General features: G+C 45.4%; 19 protein-coding genes. 12 read left to right on the top strand and 7 right to left on the bottom strand.

The window, feature by feature from the left end:
- The first annotated feature begins 2 nt into the window (after positions 1–2).
- Positions 3–737 (top strand): TMEM175 family protein, encoded by a 735-nt coding sequence (locus EWM62_RS06465; protein ID WP_129875836.1) that lies wholly within the window; start codon positions 3–5, stop codon positions 735–737.
- On the opposite strand, the gene EWM62_RS06460 is transcribed toward EWM62_RS06465, so the two are convergent.
- Together EWM62_RS06460 and mutS are read right to left on the bottom strand one after the other, a co-directional pair.
- Entirely contained in the window at positions 734–1,342 is a 609-nt protein-coding gene (locus EWM62_RS06460) for a C40 family peptidase (RefSeq protein WP_129875835.1), read from the bottom strand. The two genes, EWM62_RS06465 and EWM62_RS06460, sit on opposite strands and share 4 nt — an antisense overlap.
- Positions 1,343–1,480: 138 nt before the next feature.
- Positions 1,481–4,090 carry a DNA mismatch repair protein MutS gene (gene mutS, locus EWM62_RS06455; RefSeq protein ID WP_129875834.1) on the bottom strand — a complete coding sequence of 870 codons (2,610 nt, stop codon included), beginning with the start codon at positions 4,088–4,090 and terminating at the stop codon, positions 1,481–1,483.
- Between the two features lie 551 nt (positions 4,091–4,641).
- On the opposite strand from mutS, the gene EWM62_RS06450 reads away from it, so the two are divergent.
- The 9 genes from EWM62_RS06450 (at position 4,642) to EWM62_RS06410 (ending at position 14,699) form a co-directional block, all read left to right on the top strand.
- Complete coding sequence (locus EWM62_RS06450; protein ID WP_129875833.1) at positions 4,642–5,712, top strand: winged helix DNA-binding domain-containing protein; 1,071 nt, start codon at positions 4,642–4,644, stop codon at positions 5,710–5,712.
- Positions 5,713–5,798: 86 nt separating this feature from the next.
- A complete protein-coding gene (locus EWM62_RS06445; RefSeq protein WP_129875832.1) occupies positions 5,799–6,851 on the top strand; it encodes a proline iminopeptidase-family hydrolase in 1,053 nt (350 codons plus the stop codon).
- A 240-nt stretch (positions 6,852–7,091) separates the two neighbouring features.
- Positions 7,092–7,757, top strand: coding sequence for a cytochrome c biogenesis protein CcsA (gene ccsA, locus EWM62_RS06440; RefSeq protein ID WP_129875988.1), 666 nt, complete (start codon positions 7,092–7,094; stop codon positions 7,755–7,757).
- 90 nt (positions 7,758–7,847) lie between these two features.
- Complete coding sequence (locus tag EWM62_RS06435) at positions 7,848–8,057, top strand: CcmD family protein (protein WP_129875831.1); 210 nt, start codon at positions 7,848–7,850, stop codon at positions 8,055–8,057.
- 158 nt (positions 8,058–8,215) lie between these two features.
- Positions 8,216–9,652, top strand: coding sequence for a Glu/Leu/Phe/Val family dehydrogenase (locus EWM62_RS06430; protein WP_129875830.1), 1,437 nt, complete (start codon positions 8,216–8,218; stop codon positions 9,650–9,652).
- A 315-nt stretch (positions 9,653–9,967) separates the two neighbouring features.
- A complete protein-coding gene (locus tag EWM62_RS06425; protein ID WP_129875829.1) occupies positions 9,968–10,381 on the top strand; it encodes a cytochrome c maturation protein CcmE domain-containing protein in 414 nt (137 codons plus the stop codon).
- 10 nt (positions 10,382–10,391) lie between these two features.
- Positions 10,392–12,905 (top strand): cytochrome c biogenesis protein CcsA, encoded by a 2,514-nt coding sequence (ccsA, locus tag EWM62_RS06420; RefSeq protein WP_129875828.1) that lies wholly within the window; start codon positions 10,392–10,394, stop codon positions 12,903–12,905.
- 537 nt (positions 12,906–13,442) lie between these two features.
- Complete coding sequence (locus EWM62_RS06415; protein WP_129875827.1) at positions 13,443–14,162, top strand: phytanoyl-CoA dioxygenase family protein; 720 nt, start codon at positions 13,443–13,445, stop codon at positions 14,160–14,162.
- A gap of 54 nt (positions 14,163–14,216) precedes the next feature.
- Complete coding sequence (locus EWM62_RS06410; protein ID WP_129875826.1) at positions 14,217–14,699, top strand: hypothetical protein; 483 nt, start codon at positions 14,217–14,219, stop codon at positions 14,697–14,699.
- A 67-nt stretch (positions 14,700–14,766) separates the two neighbouring features.
- Here EWM62_RS06410 and EWM62_RS06405 read toward each other — a convergent pair whose 3' ends face one another.
- A complete protein-coding gene (locus tag EWM62_RS06405) occupies positions 14,767–15,987 on the bottom strand; it encodes a carboxypeptidase-like regulatory domain-containing protein (RefSeq protein WP_162499793.1) in 1,221 nt (406 codons plus the stop codon).
- On the bottom strand, positions 15,987–16,670 hold the full coding sequence (locus EWM62_RS06400) for a heme exporter protein CcmB (protein WP_129875824.1): 684 nt from the start codon (positions 16,668–16,670) through the stop codon (positions 15,987–15,989). Before EWM62_RS06400 ends, EWM62_RS06405 begins: the two co-directional genes overlap by 1 nt.
- 98 nt (positions 16,671–16,768) lie before the next feature.
- On the opposite strand from EWM62_RS06400, the gene EWM62_RS06395 reads away from it, so the two are divergent.
- Both EWM62_RS06395 and EWM62_RS06390 read left to right on the top strand, forming a co-directional pair.
- Positions 16,769–17,575 carry an SDR family NAD(P)-dependent oxidoreductase gene (locus tag EWM62_RS06395; RefSeq protein ID WP_129875823.1) on the top strand — a complete coding sequence of 269 codons (807 nt, stop codon included), beginning with the start codon at positions 16,769–16,771 and terminating at the stop codon, positions 17,573–17,575.
- 2 nt (positions 17,576–17,577) lie between these two features.
- Positions 17,578–18,063 carry a methylated-DNA--[protein]-cysteine S-methyltransferase gene (locus tag EWM62_RS06390; protein ID WP_129875822.1) on the top strand — a complete coding sequence of 162 codons (486 nt, stop codon included), beginning with the start codon at positions 17,578–17,580 and terminating at the stop codon, positions 18,061–18,063.
- On the opposite strand, the gene EWM62_RS06385 is transcribed toward EWM62_RS06390, so the two are convergent.
- The 3 genes from EWM62_RS06385 to EWM62_RS06375 are packed head-to-tail and all read right to left on the bottom strand — an operon-like array spanning position 18,047 to position 21,433.
- Positions 18,047–19,990: a response regulator gene (locus tag EWM62_RS06385; protein WP_129875821.1), complete on the bottom strand. Its 1,944-nt coding sequence runs from the start codon at positions 19,988–19,990 to the stop codon at positions 18,047–18,049. The genes EWM62_RS06390 and EWM62_RS06385 overlap by 17 nt on opposite strands.
- 29 nt (positions 19,991–20,019) lie before the next feature.
- On the bottom strand, positions 20,020–20,607 hold the full coding sequence (locus EWM62_RS06380; RefSeq protein ID WP_162499792.1) for a chemotaxis protein CheB: 588 nt from the start codon (positions 20,605–20,607) through the stop codon (positions 20,020–20,022).
- Entirely contained in the window at positions 20,597–21,433 is an 837-nt protein-coding gene (locus EWM62_RS06375) for a CheR family methyltransferase (RefSeq protein ID WP_129875819.1), read from the bottom strand. The genes EWM62_RS06380 and EWM62_RS06375 overlap by 11 nt, the downstream gene beginning before the upstream one ends.
- Positions 21,434–21,436: the final 3 nt, after the last annotated feature.

Here is a 21,436-nt window from a genome sequence, read left to right as displayed (position 1 = left end):
CAATGAATATTAAAGAAGAAGAGGGAATAAAAAGAGAGTTTCAGTTAGAGCGGGTTATACTGTTTAGCGATGCGGTATTTGCCATCATCATTACCATAATGGTTTTGGAAATAAAATTACCCGAAGGACTACGCCATGCCGGCAGCGAAAAAATACGGGAAGCTTTTTTAGAACTGATCCCCAAGTTGCTCGGTTACATTACGGCTTTCTTTTTTGTTGGGATGTTTTGGTCAAAGCACCTAAAATTGTTCAGTTACCTTAAAGATTATACAAACACGCTTATAGTTTACAATCTTATCTTCCTGTTCTTTATATCACTTTTCCCTTTCGCGGTATCTATCATGACAGGGACATTGAGCCCTTCAAACCCTACCGGTTTAATGGTGTACTTTTTTGTGATAGGTTTTAGCATGCTATCGCAAACGTTGCTTGCAGGTTATTTGGTACGCAATGCCCAAAGTATTTGTTATAACTCAAATGAGATCGAAAAAAACCTGCAATGGAAAGCACAGCGGATAAATTTTGTTTTGTTACCGTTACTGTTTATCTACCTGGGTATATGCCTTTACATGAATGTAAGGCCGGAGGTATATGGCATTGGCTTTGTTTTATGGGGACTAACGCTTACCCGGCTGCGCAGAAAATATTACAAAGGCGAAAGCGGTGATGTTCCGCTGATAGCACGACTTTTTAGATCGAGAAAGAGAAAAAAAATACCGGCCGAAGATACCGATTAATCGTTTTGTGACGAGTATACCGGGTCGGCCACGGAGCCGCCACGCGAGAAAAATTTGTAGATACCGTTATCGTGCAGGCGGGCAACCATAACGCCCTTGCGCGTACTGGCATGCACAAAATAGCCGTTTTGCAGGTACACCCCAACATGGCTAAACTGCTTGCCGTCGAAATCAAAAAAAACCAGGTCGCCTTCCTTTAACTCATCTTCGTATTTACGTTTAATAGCATTTACCTGTAATGCGCAGGTACGCGGCATAGGCTGGTCGTAAACCTGCAGCTGCAGTAAAAGCACCAGGCCCGAGCAATCCACCCCATCCTTACCCATGCCGCCAAAACGATAAGGCGCACCGTACCATTCGTCGATAAAGCTGTAGAGGCGGCCGTTTTGGATCTCGTTACGCTTAACGCCCATTAAATTAGCGTACTTCTCTGCAATGTCCTTATCAGGCTTTACCATTACATATGGCCCGCGTTTTACAACCGGCACACCATTTTGTTGCAGGTCGGCATTGTTCCTGATGGTTAATTTTTTAGAATGGCAGGCAGACAGCAGTATCGCGGCAGCAAAAAACAACAACAAACGCGATTGGCGGGGTATTAACATAAGCTAAAGATATCTGCTAACGCCTAAACGTTACAAAGGGATTTATAAACATATTAACAAGCCTCCTCTAAATCTCCCCCGTTAGGGGATACTTTTTACTTAAAGCCCATCCCTTCGGGGAGGGTTTGGGTAGGGCCTCTACCCCTTTATCACCCTTTGTATCTCGTCCAGCTTCATTAGGGCTTCAACAGGGGTTAGAGTGTTTACATCAAGGTTGTTCAGTGTATCGCGAATTTTTACCAGCACCGGATCGTCTATCGAGAACATCTGCATCTGCACAGCCTGCTTCTGCACCTTGCGGATGCTTTCCTTGATGTGTTCGCCGCCGGTGCGCTCGTTCTCCAGTTTCTTCAGTATTTCGTTGGCACGGTTCAGCACCTTTTGGGGCATACCCGCCAGTTTGGCCACGTGGATGCCGAAGCTGTGCTCGCTGCCGCCCGGCACCAGCTTACGCAGGAAGATGATCTGTTGGCCAACTTCCTTAACTGATACATTATAATTTTTGATGCGGTTAAAGCTATTGCTCAACTCGTTCAACTCGTGATAGTGGGTGGCAAACAATGTTTTGGCTTTTGCGGTGGGATGGTTATGCAGGTACTCACCTATAGACCAGGCAATGGAGATGCCATCATAGGTTGATGTGCCACGACCTATCTCATCCAATAATATCAAACTACGGTCGCTTAGGTTATTCAGGATGCTGGCGGTTTCGTTCATCTCCACCATAAAGGTCGATTCGCCCGACGACAGGTTATCCGATGCCCCCACCCTGGTAAAGATCTTATCTACCAAACCGATAGAAGCCGCTTTGGCCGGTACAAAACAACCCATCTGCGCCATCAATACAATGAGGCCGGTTTGCCTCAACAGGGCCGATTTACCCGCCATATTGGGACCGGTAATGATGATAATTTGCTGCGAATCCGAATCGAGGTAAACATCGTTGGTGATGTATTCCTCGCCCAGGGGCAGGTTCTTTTCTATTACCGGGTGGCGGCCGCCTTTTATATCCAGCACCCGCGTATCGTTTACATCCGGTTTAACATAATAGTTTTTGATGGATATGGTAGCAAAGTTAAGCAGCACATCCAACCGGGCAATCAGTATTGCATTTAGTTGGATGGGCTTTATATATTCGGCAAGGGCGTATAGCAGGTCGTTGTAAAGCCTGGTTTCCAGAACCAGGATCTTTTCTTCGGCGCCCAGTATCTGCTCCTCGTATTCTTTCAGTTCGGGGGTAATATAGCGCTCGGCATTAACAAGGGTTTGCTTGCGGATCCACTCGGTTGGCACCTTATCGCGGTGACTGTGGGTTACTTCCAAATAATACCCAAACACATTATTGAACGATACTTTTAGCGACGGGATACCTGTTGCCTCGGCCTCGCGTTTCTGGATCTCCAGCAGATAGCCTTTGCCGCCAAAAGCTATCTTGCGCAGCCGGTCAAGCTCCTCGTTTACCCCCTCGTTCATCACCGAACCCTTAACCATCATCACTGGTGGTTCGGGGTGCAGTTCGCGGGCTATTTTTTCACAGATGGAAGCACATGGGTTTAGCTGTTCGCCAATAGCTTTCATCGGTTCGCTGGCCGAGCCTTCCGTTAGTTTTTTGATGCTTTCGATGGCTAATAAAGCCTTTTTCAGCTGGCAAACCTCGCGGGGGTTGGCTTTTTGCAGGCCGATCTTTGATATCAGCCTTTCCAGGTCGCCGATCTGGCGGATCTGGTTTTGCAGGGTCTCGCGCAGTTCTTCCTGTTCTATCAGGTATTCCACCACGCCAAGGCGGTCGTTTATGGGCTTAATTTCTTTAAGCGGCATCACAATCCAGCGGCGAAGCATGCGCGCACCCATGGGAGAGCAGGTATGGTCTAATACATCTACCAGGGTAAGTGCGTTCTCGTTATTAGAGCCTACCAGTTCCAGGTTACGGATGCTGAACCTGTCGAGCCACAGGTACCTGTCCTCCTCTATCCGGCCAATGGCCGAGATATGCTGCAGGTTGCGGTGTTCGGTCTCGTTCAGGTAATGCAGCGCCACACCGGCAGCCACAATGCCCAGATTCAGCTTATCGATACCAAAGCCTTTTAATGATTTTACCCCGAAATGCTTCAGCAGTGTTTCGTGCGCGTAATCGCCGCTGTAGGGCCATTCGTCGAGGGTGTAGGTATAAAAGCGGTCGCCGTAAGTATCTTTAAAATCGTGCTGACGGCTTTTGGGGAATATCACCTCGCTGGGTGCATAGCTTTGCAGCAGCTTATCAATATAACTTGTATTGCCCTGGGCGGTCAGGAACTCGCCGGTAGATATATCTATCAGGGCAATGCCGATGCTGTTCTTTTCGAAATACAGCGATGCCAGGTAGTTATTGCTCTTTTGCTGCAATATGTTATCGCTGGTGGCCACGCCGGGCGTAACCAGTTCGGTAACACCACGTTTTACAATGGTCTTGGTGGTTTTGGGGTCTTCCAGCTGGTCGCAAATGGCTACCCGCTGGCCTGCACGCACCAGTTTGGAAAGGTAGGTATCCAGCGAATGGTGCGGGAACCCGGCCAGCTCGATATGCGTTGCCGCGCCGTTTGCCCTGCGCGTAAGCACTATGCCCAATATGCCCGAAGCCTTCACCGCGTCCTGGCCAAAAGTTTCATAAAAATCGCCCACCCTAAACAGCAGCAAGGCACCGGGGTACTTTGCTTTGATGGCATTGTATTGCTGCATTAAAGGGGTCTCTTTGGTTTCGGTTTTGGCCAAGGGTTTTGCTGTGATTAATAATCTGCTAATTTAATTGATTGCACGCGTAATACCGGGATTGTGGAAAAGTTAAGGCGATGTGGAGAGAAGCTGAAAGGCGAAAGCAGAAAGCTAAAAGCTTTTGCTTATTGAAACGGATGCCTGCATAAGGGAATCTTTTGGGGAGCTTGGCAAAGAGTTATACGCTTGTCAAATGGTTCGACAGGTTCACCATGATAAAGGACTATTTATCGGTGGTGTCCCACTAAATATTACACAATGCGGGACAAGATCATAAATGATTAATTACCAGCATATTACAAAATATAAATTTGCAATTTTATTTAAAGTGGTACTTTAACAAGAGCAACTTAAATATTTAAATATAAGTTGTTTATGTGTTTTTATCAGGGTGTCCCACTCGTTTCTGAATGGGACGGAATGGGACACTTGATTTCGGATTTTAAATTTACGATCTCGGATTGATTAGTAGTTAATACTACTATTGATTTACACTTTAAATTGCGAAATGGCATTGCCTCTTACAGATTAATAATTATCTTCAAATCATCATGATCGATATTGATATTAGCACCCAACGCATGCAAAACCAGCACCTTGCCGGGCCTGAGTTTACCAACCCTGCCGATGTTGTAAAATATCTTGGGGCTGTGCAATCGCAGGATTATACCGGTGCCAAATGGGCGCTGGGCATGCGGATGAATGACGGTACCGACGAGCTGATAGAAAAAGCGTTTACCAATGGCGACATTATCCGTACCCATGTAATGCGCCCCACCTGGCATTTTATCCATCCGGATGATGCACGCTGGATGCTCGACCTTACCGCCAAACGCATACAGGCCTTGGCCAAAGGCAGGAATAAGCAATTAGAGATAGACGATGTAGTGCTCCGCAAAAGCGAAAAACTGCTTACCAAAGCCCTGCTTAGTGAAAAGCAAATAGCCCGCGATGAACTTTCGGCCCTGCTTAAGTATAATGGCATCAATACCGATGAGCAGCGCTTTGTGCATATTATGATGCACCTGGAACTGGAACAGGTTATTTGCAGCGGCGGCCGCGAAGGCAGGCAATTTACTTACGCCTTGTTTGATAACCGGATCCCCAAAAGCAAAAAACTTGGCCGTACCGGGGCCGTTGTGAAATTGATGGAACGTTATTTCACCTCGCACGGACCCGCTACGCTTGCCGACTTTGTATGGTGGAGCGGCCTTACCATTACCGATGCCCGCGCCGGTATAGAATCCCTTAAAGATAAATTTGAAAGCTACACTTTTGAGGGCAGCACTTACTGGTTTGCAGACACTCTCTTATCTGCCCAACCCGCCCCAGCCTATCTTTTGCCCAATTACGACGAATACATCGTTAGTTATAAAGACCGCAGTTTCGCCATTGCAGGAAAAGACATCAGCAAGGCCGACCCGCGCGGCACCATCTTTAACCACACCATCATCATCAACGGTAAAATTGAAGGTATCTGGAAACGTACTATTAAAAAAGATATGCTTGAAGTGGCTTTAACACCCTTTAAGAAATTAAGCCTGGTAAATTTAAACCAGATAAAAAAAGCAGCGAAAAGCTATGCCGGCTTTTTGGGCTTGAAGGACGCTAAGGTTAAATAATTTGTTCGGTAACTATCTGTATCCCAAATTAAAGCAAAGTTTAACTTAATTACTTATCTTTCCTTATCAAAAACCAATCACCCGTTATGAAGAAGCTAATCTTTTTACTACTTGCATTGTCAACCTGCCTTTTTGCCTGTAAACAGGGTGATAAACCTGCTGAAACCAGTAATGTGCTTGCCTCCTATTTTAAGGATGATGCACCGGGCGTAAAAAGTGGCGGCGTACAAATGATACAGATAAATACCCCGAAAGGTAAATTTAACGTATGGACAAAAAAACTGGGCAATAACCCAAAGATAAAGCTACTGCTGCTAAATGGCGGGCCGGGTGCCACGCACGAATATTTTGAATGTATGGAAAGCTTTTTACCTGCCGAAGGTATCGAACTGATCTATTACGACCAGCTGGGCTGCGGAAACTCTGATAACCCCAAAGATACATCGATGTGGAGCCTGCCGCGCTATGTGGAAGAGGTGGAGCAGGTGCGCCAGGCGCTAAAACTGGATAAGGATAACTTTTACCTGCTGGGCCATTCGTGGGGTGGTATTTTGGCTGCGGAATATGCCTTTAAATACCAGCAGCACCTAAAGGGGCTTATTATATCCAACATGATGATGAGCGCCCCCGATTATGGCAAATATGCTAACGATGTGCTGGCCAAACAATTTGACCTTAAAGTACTGGCACGCATCCGCGAAATAGAGGCCAAAGGCGATTTTGAGAACCCCGAATACATGGGCCTGCTGATGCCGAACTTTTATGCCAAGCATATTTGCCGCCTGCCGATGGATAAGTGGCCCGAGCCGATGAACCGCGCGATGGGTAAAATGAACCAGTCGTTATATGTTACCATGCAGGGGCCAAGCGAATTTGGCGTATCCGGTAAACTATTGAAATGGGACCGCGTAGCCGACCTGCCAAAACTTGCCGTACCTACCCTGAGCATTGCCGGCGAATACGATACCATGGACCCAAAACACATGAAAATGGTAGCCGAAAAAGTACAAAACGGCAGCTACCTGTATTGCCCCAACGGCAGCCACATGAGCATGTACGACGACCAGCAAACCTACATGGCCGGCCTGATAAAGTTTATTAAAGGCGTGGATAACGGGGAGAAAAAGGTGGCTTTGTAGGTAACGCACTTATCGGGATACAAGGCAAATAGAGTTAAGAGCAAAAAAATGGAAGCTTCCTGTTTCCTGAGATCTTGCGTTTCTACAAAACCCTATCAAACTTTCAATGCAACATACCTATGTAAATAACAATTATAATTGATATGCATGCATAATGAAACATTGTTAATAATAGCGCGGTGTGCATAAATCAAAACATCTAATTATTACATTTGCAGCCATACTTTATATATGAAATTCATTTATCAAACCTGGTGGAAGGTATTAGCGGTTGTAATAATATTTTACACGCTTATAGCCGGGTTTCTGCTGGGTGTGCCAAGGCTGCCCATAATGCACGAAACCATACGCAACACATATTTCCACGTACCTATGTGGATAGCCATGTTCACGGTGTTCACTATATCGGTTATTTATAGCATTAAATACTTACAAACGGGCAAAGAAGAGCACGATATGATAGCTGTTGAATGCGCCAATACCGGTATTTTCTTTTTTGTGCTCGGGCTTGTTACCGGCATGCTGTGGGCACGCTATACCTGGGGCGAATACTGGAGCAACGACCCTAAACAAAACAGCGCCGCAATTGCCTTTTTGCTTTACTGCGCCTACCTGGTGCTGCGCAACTCCATCGACGAAGAGCAAAAGCGCGCCAAAATTTCGGCCATTTACAACATTTTCGCCTTCCCGGTAATGGTGGTGCTTATTATGGTGCTGCCCCGCTTAACCGACTCGTTACACCCCGGCAACGGCGGTAACCCTGCCTTTGGTAAACTGGATATGGATAACCGCATGCGTATGGTTTTATACCCTGCTTTTATTGCCTGGGCATTACTGGCGGTTTGGATAGCCACCATACGTTACCGTATCCGTTTAATTGAATATAAAAAGAACGCAATCAATTAACATGAAACCATTATTCGCCACCGCTCAAAAAACTAAAACGAGTAAAACGGCCCATAATAGCTTCATCACCACAAAAAATAAATTACCCTAATGAAAAAACTTGTTTCCTTAATATTAATGCTGCTTTGTTTTATAGCCGTAAAAGCGCAAAGCGGGCAGGCTGTTGAAATGGCCGATAAAATGCGCAGCGAAGGCAGAATTTACGTGGTGGTGGGCACCATAGTGATCGTATTTGCCGGCATAACCGTTTACCTGTTCGGTATTGACAGGCGATTAAAAAAAATCGAGAAAGAAAAGTAAATCAAAAGCACGGCCTGTATTGTTTAAACATTGATTTAAGCCCCTGCCAATATCATGTGTAAGCGATACACTAACATTAAAAATTTGCATTATTGATAAAAAATATACCAAATTTGTGCACTTTTTTAAGGAATTAATTATTTATCCAATTCTAAATTATGAATATCAATAATCCGACTGCAAATCAGGATACACACTTTTTTGGTGATGTATGTAAGAACTTTGATCATGCAGCGCAGTTCACCCAGCACGATGCAGGTTTGTTAGACCAGATCAAATCATGCAACAGTGTTTATCGTTTTCGTTTCCCTATACGCAAAGGCAATGGTTTTGAAGTGATTGATGCCTGGCGTGTAGAGCACTCGCACCACCAGTCGCCAACAAAAGGCGGTATCCGCTACAGCGAAATGGTGAACGAGGATGAAGTTATGGCCCTTGCAGCCCTAATGACCTATAAATGTGCCATTGTAAATGTACCGTTTGGCGGCGCTAAGGGTGGCATCAAGATCAATCCAAAAAACTACACCGTTGGCGAGCTGGAGAACATTACCCGCCGTTACACGGTTGAACTTATCAAAAAGAATTTTATTGGCCCAAGCATTGACGTACCCGCCCCGGATTATGGATCGGGCGAGCGCGAAATGAGCTGGATAGCCGATACTTACGCCACCATGAACCCCGGCCAGCTGGATGCTTTAGGAGCGGTAACGGGTAAACCAATTTCCTTACACGGTATTGCAGGCCGCCGCGAGGCTACCGGCCGTGGTGTGGCTATTGCCATACGCGAGTGTGTAAGCGTTGGCGAGGATATGCAAAAGCTTGGTTTAACCACAGGCTTATCGGGCAAAAAAATAATTGTACAGGGTTTGGGTAACGTGGGTTACTACTCGGCCAAATTTTTGTCGGAGTTTGGCGCTATCATCGTTGGCCTTTGCGAGTTTGAAGGCGCTATTTACAACGAGGACGGCCTTGATGTAGAAGCCGTGTTTCAGCACCGCAAATCAAGCGGATCTATCTTAGGATACGCAGGCGCTAAAAAAGAGTTTAAAAACACCATGGACGGCCTGGAGCAGCCATGCGATATTTTAGTGCCAGCCGCTTTAGAGAACCAGATAACCGCAGAAAATATTGGCAGTATTAAAGCCAAAATTATTGCCGAAGGCGCCAACGGCCCAACATCGCCCGAGGCTGAAGCCGCTTTTTACAAAGCCGGCGGTATGATCATCCCGGATATGTATGCTAACGCAGGTGGTGTTACCGTATCGTATTTTGAGTGGTTAAAAAACCTGAGCCACGTAGCGTTTGGCCGTATCAACCGCAGGTTTGAGGAAAACTCGAACCTTAACCTGGTGAACATGGTAGAAGGCATTACCGGTACATCGTTAACGCCGCTGCAACGCTCAACCATTATCAAGGGTGCATCAGAGCTGGAACTGGTAAACTCCGGTTTGGAAGATACCATGATCCGCTCGTACCACGAGATCCGCGAGATATACAAGAACAACCCTAAGGTTGAAACCTTGCGTAACGCGGCAATGGTAGGCGCTATCAACAAAATTGCGGTATCGTACCAAAACCTTGGTGTGTGGCCGTAAATAGAGATTAGTGGTTAGTGATTAGTGATTAGGTGAAAGGAAATTAAAGATTAGTTTTTATTCCGATAGTATTGAAAGAGCGCCTGAAAAGGCGCTCTTTTTGTTGGATATTGAAAAACAAAATGTTCTTCAGGCAATTCCTAATCACTAACCTCTAATCACTAATCTCTAATTACTAACACCTAATCACTAATCTCTAATCTCTAACCCCTCCCTTATCAATAATAATTCTAAATAATATATATCCCTTGTAATAAACTTATTTAGCTTTGCGTTTTGTATTTTTGTAAACTGTTTACAGGAAAATATCAGTTAATGAAGAAAAGTTCAATTATAGGTATTATTGTTATCGCTATCGCTATCGCGGTTATCATCAGTACCTATTCAAGTACAAGTACTTACGGGTCGTTCAACGATGCCAAAACAACTAAAAGCGAATTGCATGTGGTTGGGCGTTTAAACAAAACCAAAGAGTTGTTTTACGATGCCACTAAGGATGCCAATTATTTTTCGTTTTACATGAAGGATAATAAGGGCGAAGAATGCAAGGTAGTTTTCAGCGGTACAAAACCCCAGGATTTTGAACGCTCGGAGCAGATAGTACTTACCGGCCAGATGAAGGGCAGCGAGTTTCATGCTTCCAAGATCCTGATGAAATGCCCGTCTAAATACACCGACGACAAGTTGAACGTTACCGAAGTTAGCGCTAAGAAAAGCGCGAGCATATAATAAATTTTTAATGGATATAGTTTTCAAAGGCGAACACCTGCTACCGGGTGATTTAGGCCAGTTTTTTATTGTTCTTGCATTTGGTTCCGCCCTTTTTTCCTTTATCTGTTATTTCTTCGCCACGCAGGAAAACACGCCCGAAAGTGACAACTCGTGGCTGCGTTTGGGCCGTATAGGTTACTGGTTAAATACTGTAGCTATACTGGGCATGGGCGTTTGCCTGTTCTACATACTTTACAATCACTATTTCGAATACCATTACGCGTGGTCGTACACCTCGCGCGAATTGCCTGTTTACTACCTGATATCGGGCTTTTGGAACGGCCAGGAAGGCGGCTTTTTATTATGGATGTTTTGGGAGGCCGTATTGGGTAACATCCTGATCTGGAAAGCCAAATCGTGGGAGAAGCCGGTAATGACAACGCTTGCCCTATCGCAGGTGGTGCTGGGCACCATGATACTGGGCTTGCAGATAGGCAGCGCGCATATTGGCAGTTCGCCGTTTATGCTGCTGCGCAACTCGGGTATGGAGGCGCCTATCTTCCAGAATGCAAACTATCTCGATTTTATAAAAGACGGCAAGGGCATGAACCCTTCGCTGCAAAATTATTGGATGATCATCCACCCGCCCACCCTGTTCCTGGGGTCGGCATCATTGGTTGTGCCCTTTGCCTTCGCGGTGGCCGGCCTTTGGAAAAGGCGTTACAAAGAGTGGGTGCAGCCCGCTATCCCCTACGCGCTGTTCTCGTGTATGGTGCTGGGTACCGGTGTTGTTATGGGTTCGTTCTGGGCGTATGAGTCGTTAAACTTTGGCGGCTTTTGGGCGTGGGACCCGGTAGAGAACGCTTCTATCTTCCCGTGGCTGATACTGGTTGCCGCCGTACACGTAATGATCGTGTATAAAAACACGGGGCACTCCTATTTTACAGCAACCTTTTTAACCCTGGTTTCATTTGTACTGGTTTGGTATTCATCGTTCCTGGCACGCAGCGGCGTACTGGGCGAATCATCCGTACATGCCTTTACCGATCTTGGCCTGTTCTGGCAACTGGTTATAGGCATACTGGTATTCCTGGCTATTACCATTTACCTGTTGATAAGCCGCTTTAAGGAAATGCCTATCACCAAAAAGGACGAGGAAACCTACTCGCGCGAGTTTTGGATGTTTGTAGGCGCTATTTTCCTGGGCTTATCGTGCTTTCACCTTATTGTGGTAACATCGGTACCCGTTTGGAACCTGATGTTTGGCACCAAGCTGGCGCCACCTACCGACCCGGTTAAGCATTACAATGTTATCCAGGCATCGTTCGCGGTGGTGGTTGCTTTGCTAAGCGGGTTTGCCCAGTTCCTAAAATACAAAAAAACAGATATCACCCGCTTCTTTATCACCACGCTTATCTACTTTGTTTTTGCCGCGCTGATAACCGGGCTTATTGTTTACGCTACGGGTTTTTATAAACTGCATTTTGTGTTTATACTGGTGATGCTGTGCTCGGTATACACCATTGTGGGTAACGGTAAAATACTGGCCGATTCATTTAAAGGCAAAGCTAAGCTTGCCGGATCGGCTGTTGCGCACATAGGTTTTGGCCTTTTGCTGGTTGGCGCGCTGATATCCGCAGGCACAAAAAAGATAGTATCTGAAAACCTTACCGGCGAGCAGTACAGCGCCGATTTTGCCAAAGACGAAAACCCTAAAGACAACATACTGCTTTACAAGAACGAGCCTCTTAAAATGGGTGAGTATATGGTTACATTTAAAGGCGATACCATAGAAGGCGCCAGCCATTTCTTTAATATTGATTACCAGCGCATTAAAGATGGTAAAGTAACTGAAAATTTTACGCTCAGGCCAAACGTTATACAAGCGCAGGGGGGCATGTCATCAACACCCGATACCAAGCATTACCTGTTCCATGACCTGTACACGCATATTACCATGACCAACGTAATAAGCACAGCGCCAAAAGAAGAGGAAGCATCGCACGGCGAAGAGGGTGACGATAAAAATTACGACGCCCCTGTAGCGCATGAAGTTGCTATTGGCGATACCATAAGCTACCGCGACGGTGTAATTGTATTAAAAAGCTTAAACAAGAACGCCAAACTGCAGAACATCCCGCTTACCGATAAAGATATTGCTGTTGGCGCGCAGCTGGAAGTTATTACCCATGGTAAAACCTACCAAACCGAGCCGGTGTACATGATAAAGGGCCGCAGCGTTTTCGATTTTGGTAAAAAAATAGAGGATGCGGGTTTAAAACTGCGCTTTACCAAAATAATCCCCGGCAAAACCATGGCCGATGGCAAGGTAGAGATAACCGTTTACCAGCAGCCCGAAAGCAAGAAGAAATTCATCGTAATGAAAGCTATCGAGTTTCCGTACATCAACTTCCTGTGGGCCGGTACCATCATCATGATCATCGGTTTCTTTATGTCGATACTGCGAAGGAATAAAGAAATTAAACCCGAAACGGTCAAAGTTGCCGGTAAACCAAGGGCAACGATTAAAAAAAAGAAGTAGTATTACGTTAAGATGTACAAAAGCCACAAAGCAATACTTCGTGGCTTTTTTGTTTTACTGTAAACTGCCAACTGAAATTGAGCGTTACTTGCGGCCAATGCTATCCGTTACAATCTTCTACCTACAAAGCCGCAGACAAGTCTATCGGGGATTGCCACGTCGCTATCGCTCCTCGCAATGACTTTTTTAATTTGTCTGGATTGTAGGATTTCTTTTCTCCGACGTCAGCAGAACAGCTTCGTCCGAAATCGGGAAGAACGATGGTGGCCTTGTTGCGGGGGTGAGGGTATAGGAAACTTTTGCAGAAGCGTGGGGAATTGCGCGGGCGGGCAAAAGATTTCCAGCCCGTGGTTCTGAGCGATTTGCGGGGCGGGCCTTGTGCGGCAAAGAAGCATTTTTGCTGACTTGATTTTTGGTTACTTTGTATCAAGACAAAGTAACAGCCCTCCGCGGCAATTGAGCGGACTGACATTAATAAAACCACAAACCTATGCCACAAAGCAATTGCTTTAGTCCTTTTTTCGTTTCTTTACACAAATGGACACCATAACCCATCAAAAAAACACCATCGCGGTAAATGGCTTTACAACCATCGAAAGCGTTTACACTTCTGCGGAAATTAAAGCCATCCTTACCGAAATAAATAAAGCCAATACCGATAAAAGCACATTCCGCAAAACTACCGACCTGTTCGCTATCAGGCAGTTTCTTAAGGAAGTGCCGGCGGTAAATAACATCGTATTTAATGCGAAGCTAAAGGCAATCATCGCCGACTTATTCGGTGATGATTATTTCGTTGTAAAATCTATCTACTTTGATAAACCCGAAGCATCGAACTGGTTTGTAGCCTGGCACCAGGACCTCACCATATCAGTTGATAAGAAGATCGACCTGCCCGGTTACGGCCCGTGGACGGTAAAACAAAACCAGTTTGCCGTGCAGCCGCCTTTGGAGATTCTGCAAAATAACTTCACTATCCGCATCCACCTGGATGATACTGATGAGGGTAACGGCGCATTAAAAGTAGTACCCGGCTCACACCTTAAAGATATTTATCGCCCCGAAACTATAGACTGGCAAACAGAAACAGAGCATACCTGCAGCGTAAAAGCAGGCGGGGTAATGGTCATGAGGCCGCTGCTGCTCCACGCATCAAACCGCACCACTAATAACAAGCCCCGCAAGGTTATACATATCGAGTTTAGTAATGCGGAACTTCCCGATGGGTTGGAGTGGTCGGAAAGGCAATGGTTTTAACAGCTTGCATTTACATGGTAAAATGTTTAAACTGCATACATATTACCAAACCTTATGAACTCCAACTACAGATCAGTAAAATTAGAACCAAAGCAGGCGTTTAAAATGGCTAAAACAATCCACCTTGCCTTGCTTGCAGGGCAGTGTTTGTTTGCAGGTGTTGTTTTATTTTTAGGGAAACAATCCGCGGCAGGGCCTGCAAATGACAATCAATTCATCATTATAGCCGCTGTTTTATGTGTTGTGGCTTTTGCTGTAGGGAACCTGGTTTATAAACAAGTTATTGCAGCGGCCGTAAATAAACAAACGCTAACCGAAAAAATGGCCGGGTATATGTCGGCGCTTATTGTAAAGTTCGCGCTTATAGAAGGCGCTTCGTTATTTAGTATTGTAAGTTTTCTGTTAACCGGCAATTACTTTTTCTTAGGGATAGCCGCAGTAATGGTAGTTTACTTTTTTACACTTCGACCCAATTTAGATAAAGCCGCCGAAGAGTTAGGCCTAACCTACGAGGAGAAATTAGAAATTGAAAACTAAATTGGATGATAATATTTATCATGGGTAGCCCTTCATTGGCTGATAAGCATAACAAGCCCGAAAAGGTCTAATTCCCCGTCAATTCCGATGGCTCGTAATCAACCGGCAGCAGGTTGGCCAGCTTGGCTTTTGACCACGTACCTTCGTACAACGGGCTTTCGGCTACAACTGTGCCGTTCATATCAAACACCACTACAGGCCCTAAAAGGGTTATTACACTGGTTTCAAAGTTCTCCATATCCAGCGGCCGGTACAGGTCTTTAAAGTCTTCGGTCTCGTGTTTTTTGTTGTAAACTACGTACAGGTAATTAGGAAAAGTTAATACAAAAAGCCCTTCCTGCGGTGGTTTACGTATTACCTGGTAAGCGGTTAGCGGTGGCTTGGTTAAATGCTCCCGGTACCATTTGGGCATGTTCTCTTTGGCAAGCCAGTAACTTATCGAATCGCGGTTGATCATCCTGAACTCTTTCAGCTTTTTTTGTATCAGCGCTTCGGGCGGGCGGTTGGGGTCTAAGGCGCGGCTAAAATCGTACATTACAAACCCCTCCTGCGACAGGCGGTTTTTTTGCAACGCCCGGTAAAAATGCTGCGACGAGCCATAATATGCTTCATCGCGTTTTAGCTTCCATTTCTTTTTTTGCGCCCCGGTGCCGGGCAACTCTTCGAAAAGTACACGGCCCGCGTAATTAATTGTGCGTGTAATGTTGTTGCTGGAAAACTCTTTTAGCAAAAACTTTACCCGGTAGCCCAGTGCATCGTTATTAACCACCAAAAACTCATCGGCAGATGCCTCTAAGGTTTGCGTTTTGCGGATAAAAGACAGGTTAAGAATGCGCGGGTTTTCTACCTTACAATATTTAGCATTATCGGTTTGGCCGATAAAATCCTTTTTAAACTGCTCAAAATTCCTTTTCCAATCGGCGTTGCTGGTTATTACCACTTCGCGCATCATCATCACCTTTGGCGTAATGGCTATTTCAAGGTTTATTGGCCCCTGCCCCACCTGTACCTTCTGCGTGTATTCTTCATACCCAATTGTTGATACGATAAGGTCATACTGGCCGGGCTTTACCCCGCGTAAGCTAAACGTTCCATCATCATTGGTGGCGGTGCCAAAAGTGGCATTGTTTAAAAATACGCTGGCTTTCGGCACCCCTTCTTTTGATGCCGAACTAATTACCTTGCCGCTGATAACCGTTTGCGCCTTTACCGTAAAACCCACGCCCAGGCACACAAGCAACAGGCACCAGCGGTGCACAATAATTTTGTATGGAGATGATGAAAGCATTAGTCGCGCCACAGGTATGGGAAAAGTATTAAAGATGACGCAATTACTATAACATTTATTGCCACCAGCACACCAATGTTACCAAAGCTAAGGCTTGGGTCGATACCATCCATTGCGGCTTTGCTTACTTTAACCAGCAGCAGTATCACCGGGATTATCACAGGGAAACTTAGTATGGCCATCAGCGTACCGTTATTGCCCGCCTTTGATGCTATGCCCGATAGCATGGTAAACACCGTTGAAAAACTGATACTGCCCAGCATAACGGTAATAAAATAAAAAAGCAGGTCCTGAACGTTGTTTGGGAAAAATAATATATAAACCAACAATGCAAGTATGCTTAGCAAAGCCATTAATAAGGCGTTGTAAATGGTTTTTGAGAGGATGATGGCCTGCGGATGGGCAATGGAATAATAATACAGCAGGCGCGCCTTATTCTCCTGTAAAAAGCTTTTGGCAATGGCATTTACCGATGCAAAAAGCATAATTATCCAAAACAGGATGTTCCATACAATACCATATCCGCTGCTTCCCTTAAAACCGGGGTTTAAGTTAAAGGATATGTAGCAAACAAAAACGGTGGACACAATATACAGCAGGATACCATTGAAGGCGTATTTTGAGCGCCACTCCAGGATGATCTCCTTTTTTAAAAGCTCTATAGTTTGCCCCAAAAGTTTCATGCTGCAAAGTAAGGGAAAAAAGTCCGAAAGTCAGGGAATCGGTAAAGTCCGAAAGACTGACTTTTCCGACTTTCGGACTAAAAGAATAACTTAGCGACATGAAACACCTGCAGCTTAATAATAAATGGGTATTGGTAACCGGCGCGTCAAGCGGCCTTGGGCAGGAAATGGCCCGGCAACTGGCGCACCTGCATAAAGCCAACCTTATTATTGCCGCCCGCCGCGCCGATAACCTTAACCAGCTGAAGGCCGAACTGGAAAAATACGCAGGTATACAGGTAAAGGTTATTGTTGCCGATCTGTCCATCCCCGAGGAAGCCGACCGTGTAATTGCCGAAAGCATTGCGGGCAATAACTTATACGCGGCAATTTTAAACGCCGGCGTAACCTATTTTGGCAGGCATACCGAACTGGCCTGGGATAATTTTGAAAGCATCCTTAAAACAAATGTTATAGGCGTGGTACGCATGACCAACAGCCTTGTAAAATATTTTGATGAGCCCGGCACCGAAGGCGGCTTGATGCTGGTATCAAGCATGGCGGGGTTTTTCCCGGTGCCTTACCAGGCGGCATACTCGGCAACAAAGGCTTTTATAACCGCTTTTGGTAATGCCCTGCACAACGAGCTTACCAACCCTGCATTCTCCATCACCGTTTTTGCGCCGGGCGGTATTGCTACCGAAATGACCGATAACAGCAAATTTAACGAACTTAAAGGCTGGCTGATGCCCGTTAGCGTAGCGGCAAAAGAAGGCATCCACGCGCTTATTACCCGTAAATACAGCTATGTACCGGGTTTGCTTAACCGCATAGGCAACGTATTCATGAATTTTTTACCGTCGAAATTTATCGGGGGTAAAATGAGCAAGGTTTATTTAAAGTCGCTTACTAAGGCACAACAGTAACCATGTACGAAGTTTATCACCGCACACCCGTTGGCATAGCCCTCATTACTGCTGATGATACGCACATTACCAAAGTATCTATCCGCGATGAGGAACTGGAAGAAACCGCTACCGATTCGCCTTTACTGAACGAGGCCATAAAACAGCTTGACGAATACTTTGCCGGCGAAAGAAAGGAATTTGACCTGCCGCTAAACCAGCCGGGCTCGGCTTTTCAGCAGCAGGTGTGGCAGGAGCTGCTCAAGATCCCTTACGGTACCACCATTACCTACGGGCAGCAGTCAAACAAAATGAAAAACCCGCTGGCTATCCGCGCAATTGCGGCATCCAACGGGAAAAATAATTTATGGATAATTGTGCCCTGCCACCGTGTAATTGGCAGCAATGGCAGCCTAACCGGTTACGCGGGCGGCCTTTGGCGCAAACAGTGGCTGTTAGAGCACGAAGCCCGTGTTATGGGCACCGGCCAAACTAAACTGGCTTTTTAATAGCGCTGCCTTTCAACAGCTTAGTCATTTTAGCATGCAGTTCATGCGCTTCAAACGGTTTCGACAAAACATCGTTCATGCCTGCGGCAATGGCTTCCAGTTGTTCGTGCTCAAATGCCGATGCAGAAAGGGATATGATGGGCACACTGCGCATAGGCTCTTCCAGCTCCATGCGGATAATACGGGCAGCCTGGTAACCATTTAAACCCGGCATATGGGTATCCATCAGCACCAGGTCGTAAGTATCTTCCTTCAGTTTGTCAATGGCCTTATAACCGCTATCTGCTATCTCTACCTCCACATTCCAGTCCTTCAGGATCTTTGATACCATAAACTGGTTTATCATATTATCCTCGGCAACTAAAACACGGGTGTTTACAAACGGGGCGAGTTTTTTATCCGGTTTAGGTGTTTTTTCAGTAGCGGGTGCGTTTGCGGTGTTAAACCAATTGGTGAAATTAAACACGCTACCCTGGCCCGGTTTACTGCTTACGGTAAGGTCACCTCCCTTTAGTTCTATCAATTTTTTAACAATTGTAAGCCCCAGCCCGGTACCGCCGTATTTATTAGTGGTATCGTCTTCGGCTTGTTCAAACGATTCAAATATTTTTGATAAACGGTCTGTGGGGATGCCAATGCCGGTATCTTCCACACTAAATTTAAGCTTAACCTTATCATTTAGTTTTTGCAACACCGATACAGTAAGCTTAACATATCCCCTATCGGTAAACTTAATGGCGTTGCTCAGCAGGTTCATCAGTATCTGGTTCAACCGCAACGAGTCTACCATCAGTGTATCGGGCACATCGTTATCGATCTCTACAATAAACTCAATATTTTTTTCGTCGGCATTAAATTTCAATAAACCGGCAACCGAATTAACTATGGCTTTAAGGTTGTTAGGTGCACGCACAATACTAAACTTTCCGGCTTCTATCTTGGATATGTCAAGCACATCGTTTATTACGCCTAACAACGAGCGGGACGATGTTTCCAGCATATCCAGCAAACCGTTCTGCTGATCGTTAAGCGGTGTTTTGCGCAGTAAATTACTAAGGCCTATAATGCCGTTAACCGGCGTGCGCAGCTCGTGGCTCATGTTGGCTAAAAAGGTTTCCTTTACTTTTTTACCATACTCTGCCGCTTCTTTTGATTTAATAAGCTGCAGCTGGTAGCTTTTTTGAGGGGAGCTATCGCTGATGTTGATAAAGATGGTTTTGTTGCGGTACGATGCACGGCATTCTACCCAGATAACGTGCTTATCAAAGGTGTTGAACTGAAACTCGGATACCGAAAAGCTTTTATTATCCTTAATGATCTCGCCCAGCTTTTTTCTGAACACATCGCGGTCGGCATCAATGGCCAGGTCAATAATGCTTTTGCCTAACACCTCGGTCTGCTTATAGCCTAAAATGGCCTCAACCGCGGGGTTAACAGATCTGATGCGCAGGGTATCGGCATCAACAGCGCATATAATGTCAGCGCTGTTTTTTACCACTATCGAAAAATCCTGTAATTCATCATTCTTTTGCCTGATCTCGTCGCGCGAGCGGGCAAGCTGTATAAAAGCATCAACTTTGGCCGATGTAATGTAAGGGTCAAGCGGTTTGTAAAGATAATCTACCGCGCCGGCGCCAAAGCCCTTAACAGCGTATTTGGTTTCTTTTGATATAGCGGTAACAAATATTACCATTATATCTTTTGTGCGCGGGTTAGATTTTAGCATCTGTACCAGTTCAAACCCATCCATACCGGGCATCTGAACATCAACAAGCGCTATAGCAATGGGGTTTTCCCAGGCTATTTTCAACGCATCGTTTGGCGATGTAGTTGTAAATAAACGTATATCGTTTCGGCTCAAAAGCGCTTCAAGCGCTATAATGTTCTCTTCCCTATCATCAACAATAAGGATATTTACAGGTGTCATTTAAGTATGATAAATTGTGTAGGGGTAAGTTATAGTTCAAGTAGCTCAAAAATCTCTGTTGTTCGTAAAATGTATTCGGCGGCGTGCATATCAATTGCAGCCTGCGGCATTTCGGCCATTTCAGCATCGCCCGGATACTGGGCAATGGTTAACGCCCCTTTTTGGCGCAATTTTAACAAACCTTCTGCACCGTCCTGGTTAGCGCCTGAGAACAAAACGGCGGTAACCTGCCCTTTGTAAACTTCGGCAACACTCTCAAAAGTTACATCTATCGATGGTTTTGAGTACCAGACAGCATCAGATACATCAAGGCTAAAAAAGCCCTCATTTTCAACCAACGTATGATAATTTGCCGGGGCAATGTATATCGTATTACCCTTTATTGGCTCTTTGTCGCTAATTTCCTGTAGCAACATACGGCTATTCTCGGCAAACAGTTTTTCAATTTCGCTAAAAAAGTTTTTTTTTCGGTGGATAACGATGATAACCGTTTTGTTGAGGTTTACAGGCAGTATTTTCACCAGCCTGAACAGCAGTTTGAACGCCCCCGCCGAACCGCCCAAAAGCAGTATGCGGGATTGCGCCCAGCGCTTTTTTATTTCATCATCAAGAGCCAATTTTTTGGTATATGTTTTCCTTTTGATTGATAACCTTGAATTTTTTGCGAAAGGCCTCTGACCGGATGGTTTCTTTATTACCTAAGCAAAGGTACCCAAGCGGGCACAGGCTCCTGTAAAAAAGATCGAGTATTTTGTATTGCAGCTCGGTTTCAAAGTAGATGAATACGTTACGGCAGCTTATCATCTGAAACTCGTTAAAACCGGTATCGGATATCAGGTTATGTACCGAAAATAAGGTGTTTTGCTTTAGCTCGCTGTGTATGGCGGCGGCATCGTACATCATGGTAAAATGGTCGGTAAGTGAACCTGGCAAGCCGGTAAATAAATAATTTTCGGCGTAGCTTTTTATTTTGCGCAGGCTGTAAATGCCTTTGCGGGCCTCGTTCAAAACACCTGTATTGATATCGGTACCGTAAATGAAAGATTTTTTACTTAGTTTTTCCTCGTTCAGCAAAATGGCCAGCGAATACACCTCCTCGCCCGAGGAACAGCCCGCACACCACACTTTAATATGCTGATAGGTAGACAGGTAAGGCACGACCTGGCTGCGCAGCGCTTTATAAAAGGCCGGGTCGCGAAACATCTCGGTAACGTTAACCGTAATTTCTTCTAAAAACTCCTGGAAAAAGCCGGGGTCGTTAACCAGTATGTGCTTCAGGTCGTAAAATTCCAGCTTCTTAAGCATCATGATACGGCTAAGCCTTCGCTTAAACGATGCTTCTGTATAATCACTAAAATCAAACCCGTGGATCTTTTTTACAATATCTATCAGTTCGTTCAGCTCTGTGCCTGTAATCGCGTCTTTAGTTCCCGTTCCCTTCATATG

The sequence above is a fragment of the Mucilaginibacter terrigena genome (assembly GCF_004168255.1).
Classification (GTDB): domain Bacteria; phylum Bacteroidota; class Bacteroidia; order Sphingobacteriales; family Sphingobacteriaceae; genus Mucilaginibacter; species Mucilaginibacter terrigena.
The sequence above is the reverse complement of the archived record's forward strand: the minus strand, read 5'-3'. Positions and strand labels throughout refer to the sequence as shown.

Excerpts from the sequence above, each read along its gene's own strand:
- EWM62_RS06385 (WP_129875821.1), bottom strand. The coding sequence starts at position 19,990 with ATGACACCTGTAAATATCCTTATTGTTGATGATAGGGAAGAGAACATT.
- EWM62_RS06465 (WP_129875836.1), top strand. The coding sequence starts at position 3 with ATGAATATTAAAGAAGAAGAGGGAATAAAAAGAGAGTTTCAGTTAGAG.
- EWM62_RS06415 (WP_129875827.1), top strand. The coding sequence starts at position 13,443 with ATGGACACCATAACCCATCAAAAAAACACCATCGCGGTAAATGGCTTT.
- ccsA (WP_129875828.1), top strand. The coding sequence starts at position 10,392 with ATGGATATAGTTTTCAAAGGCGAACACCTGCTACCGGGTGATTTAGGC.
- EWM62_RS06460 (WP_129875835.1), bottom strand. The coding sequence starts at position 1,342 with ATGTTAATACCCCGCCAATCGCGTTTGTTGTTGTTTTTTGCTGCCGCG.
- EWM62_RS06445 (WP_129875832.1), top strand. The coding sequence starts at position 5,799 with ATGAAGAAGCTAATCTTTTTACTACTTGCATTGTCAACCTGCCTTTTT.
- EWM62_RS06405 (WP_162499793.1), bottom strand. The coding sequence starts at position 15,987 with ATGCTTTCATCATCTCCATACAAAATTATTGTGCACCGCTGGTGCCTG.
- EWM62_RS06400 (WP_129875824.1), bottom strand. The coding sequence starts at position 16,670 with ATGAAACTTTTGGGGCAAACTATAGAGCTTTTAAAAAAGGAGATCATC.
- EWM62_RS06435 (WP_129875831.1), top strand. The coding sequence starts at position 7,848 with ATGAAAAAACTTGTTTCCTTAATATTAATGCTGCTTTGTTTTATAGCC.
- EWM62_RS06375 (WP_129875819.1), bottom strand. The coding sequence starts at position 21,433 with ATGAAGGGAACGGGAACTAAAGACGCGATTACAGGCACAGAGCTGAAC.
- EWM62_RS06395 (WP_129875823.1), top strand. The coding sequence starts at position 16,769 with ATGAAACACCTGCAGCTTAATAATAAATGGGTATTGGTAACCGGCGCG.
- EWM62_RS06390 (WP_129875822.1), top strand. The coding sequence starts at position 17,578 with ATGTACGAAGTTTATCACCGCACACCCGTTGGCATAGCCCTCATTACT.
- EWM62_RS06430 (WP_129875830.1), top strand. The coding sequence starts at position 8,216 with ATGAATATCAATAATCCGACTGCAAATCAGGATACACACTTTTTTGGT.
- EWM62_RS06410 (WP_129875826.1), top strand. The coding sequence starts at position 14,217 with ATGAACTCCAACTACAGATCAGTAAAATTAGAACCAAAGCAGGCGTTT.
- EWM62_RS06425 (WP_129875829.1), top strand. The coding sequence starts at position 9,968 with ATGAAGAAAAGTTCAATTATAGGTATTATTGTTATCGCTATCGCTATC.
- EWM62_RS06450 (WP_129875833.1), top strand. The coding sequence starts at position 4,642 with ATGATCGATATTGATATTAGCACCCAACGCATGCAAAACCAGCACCTT.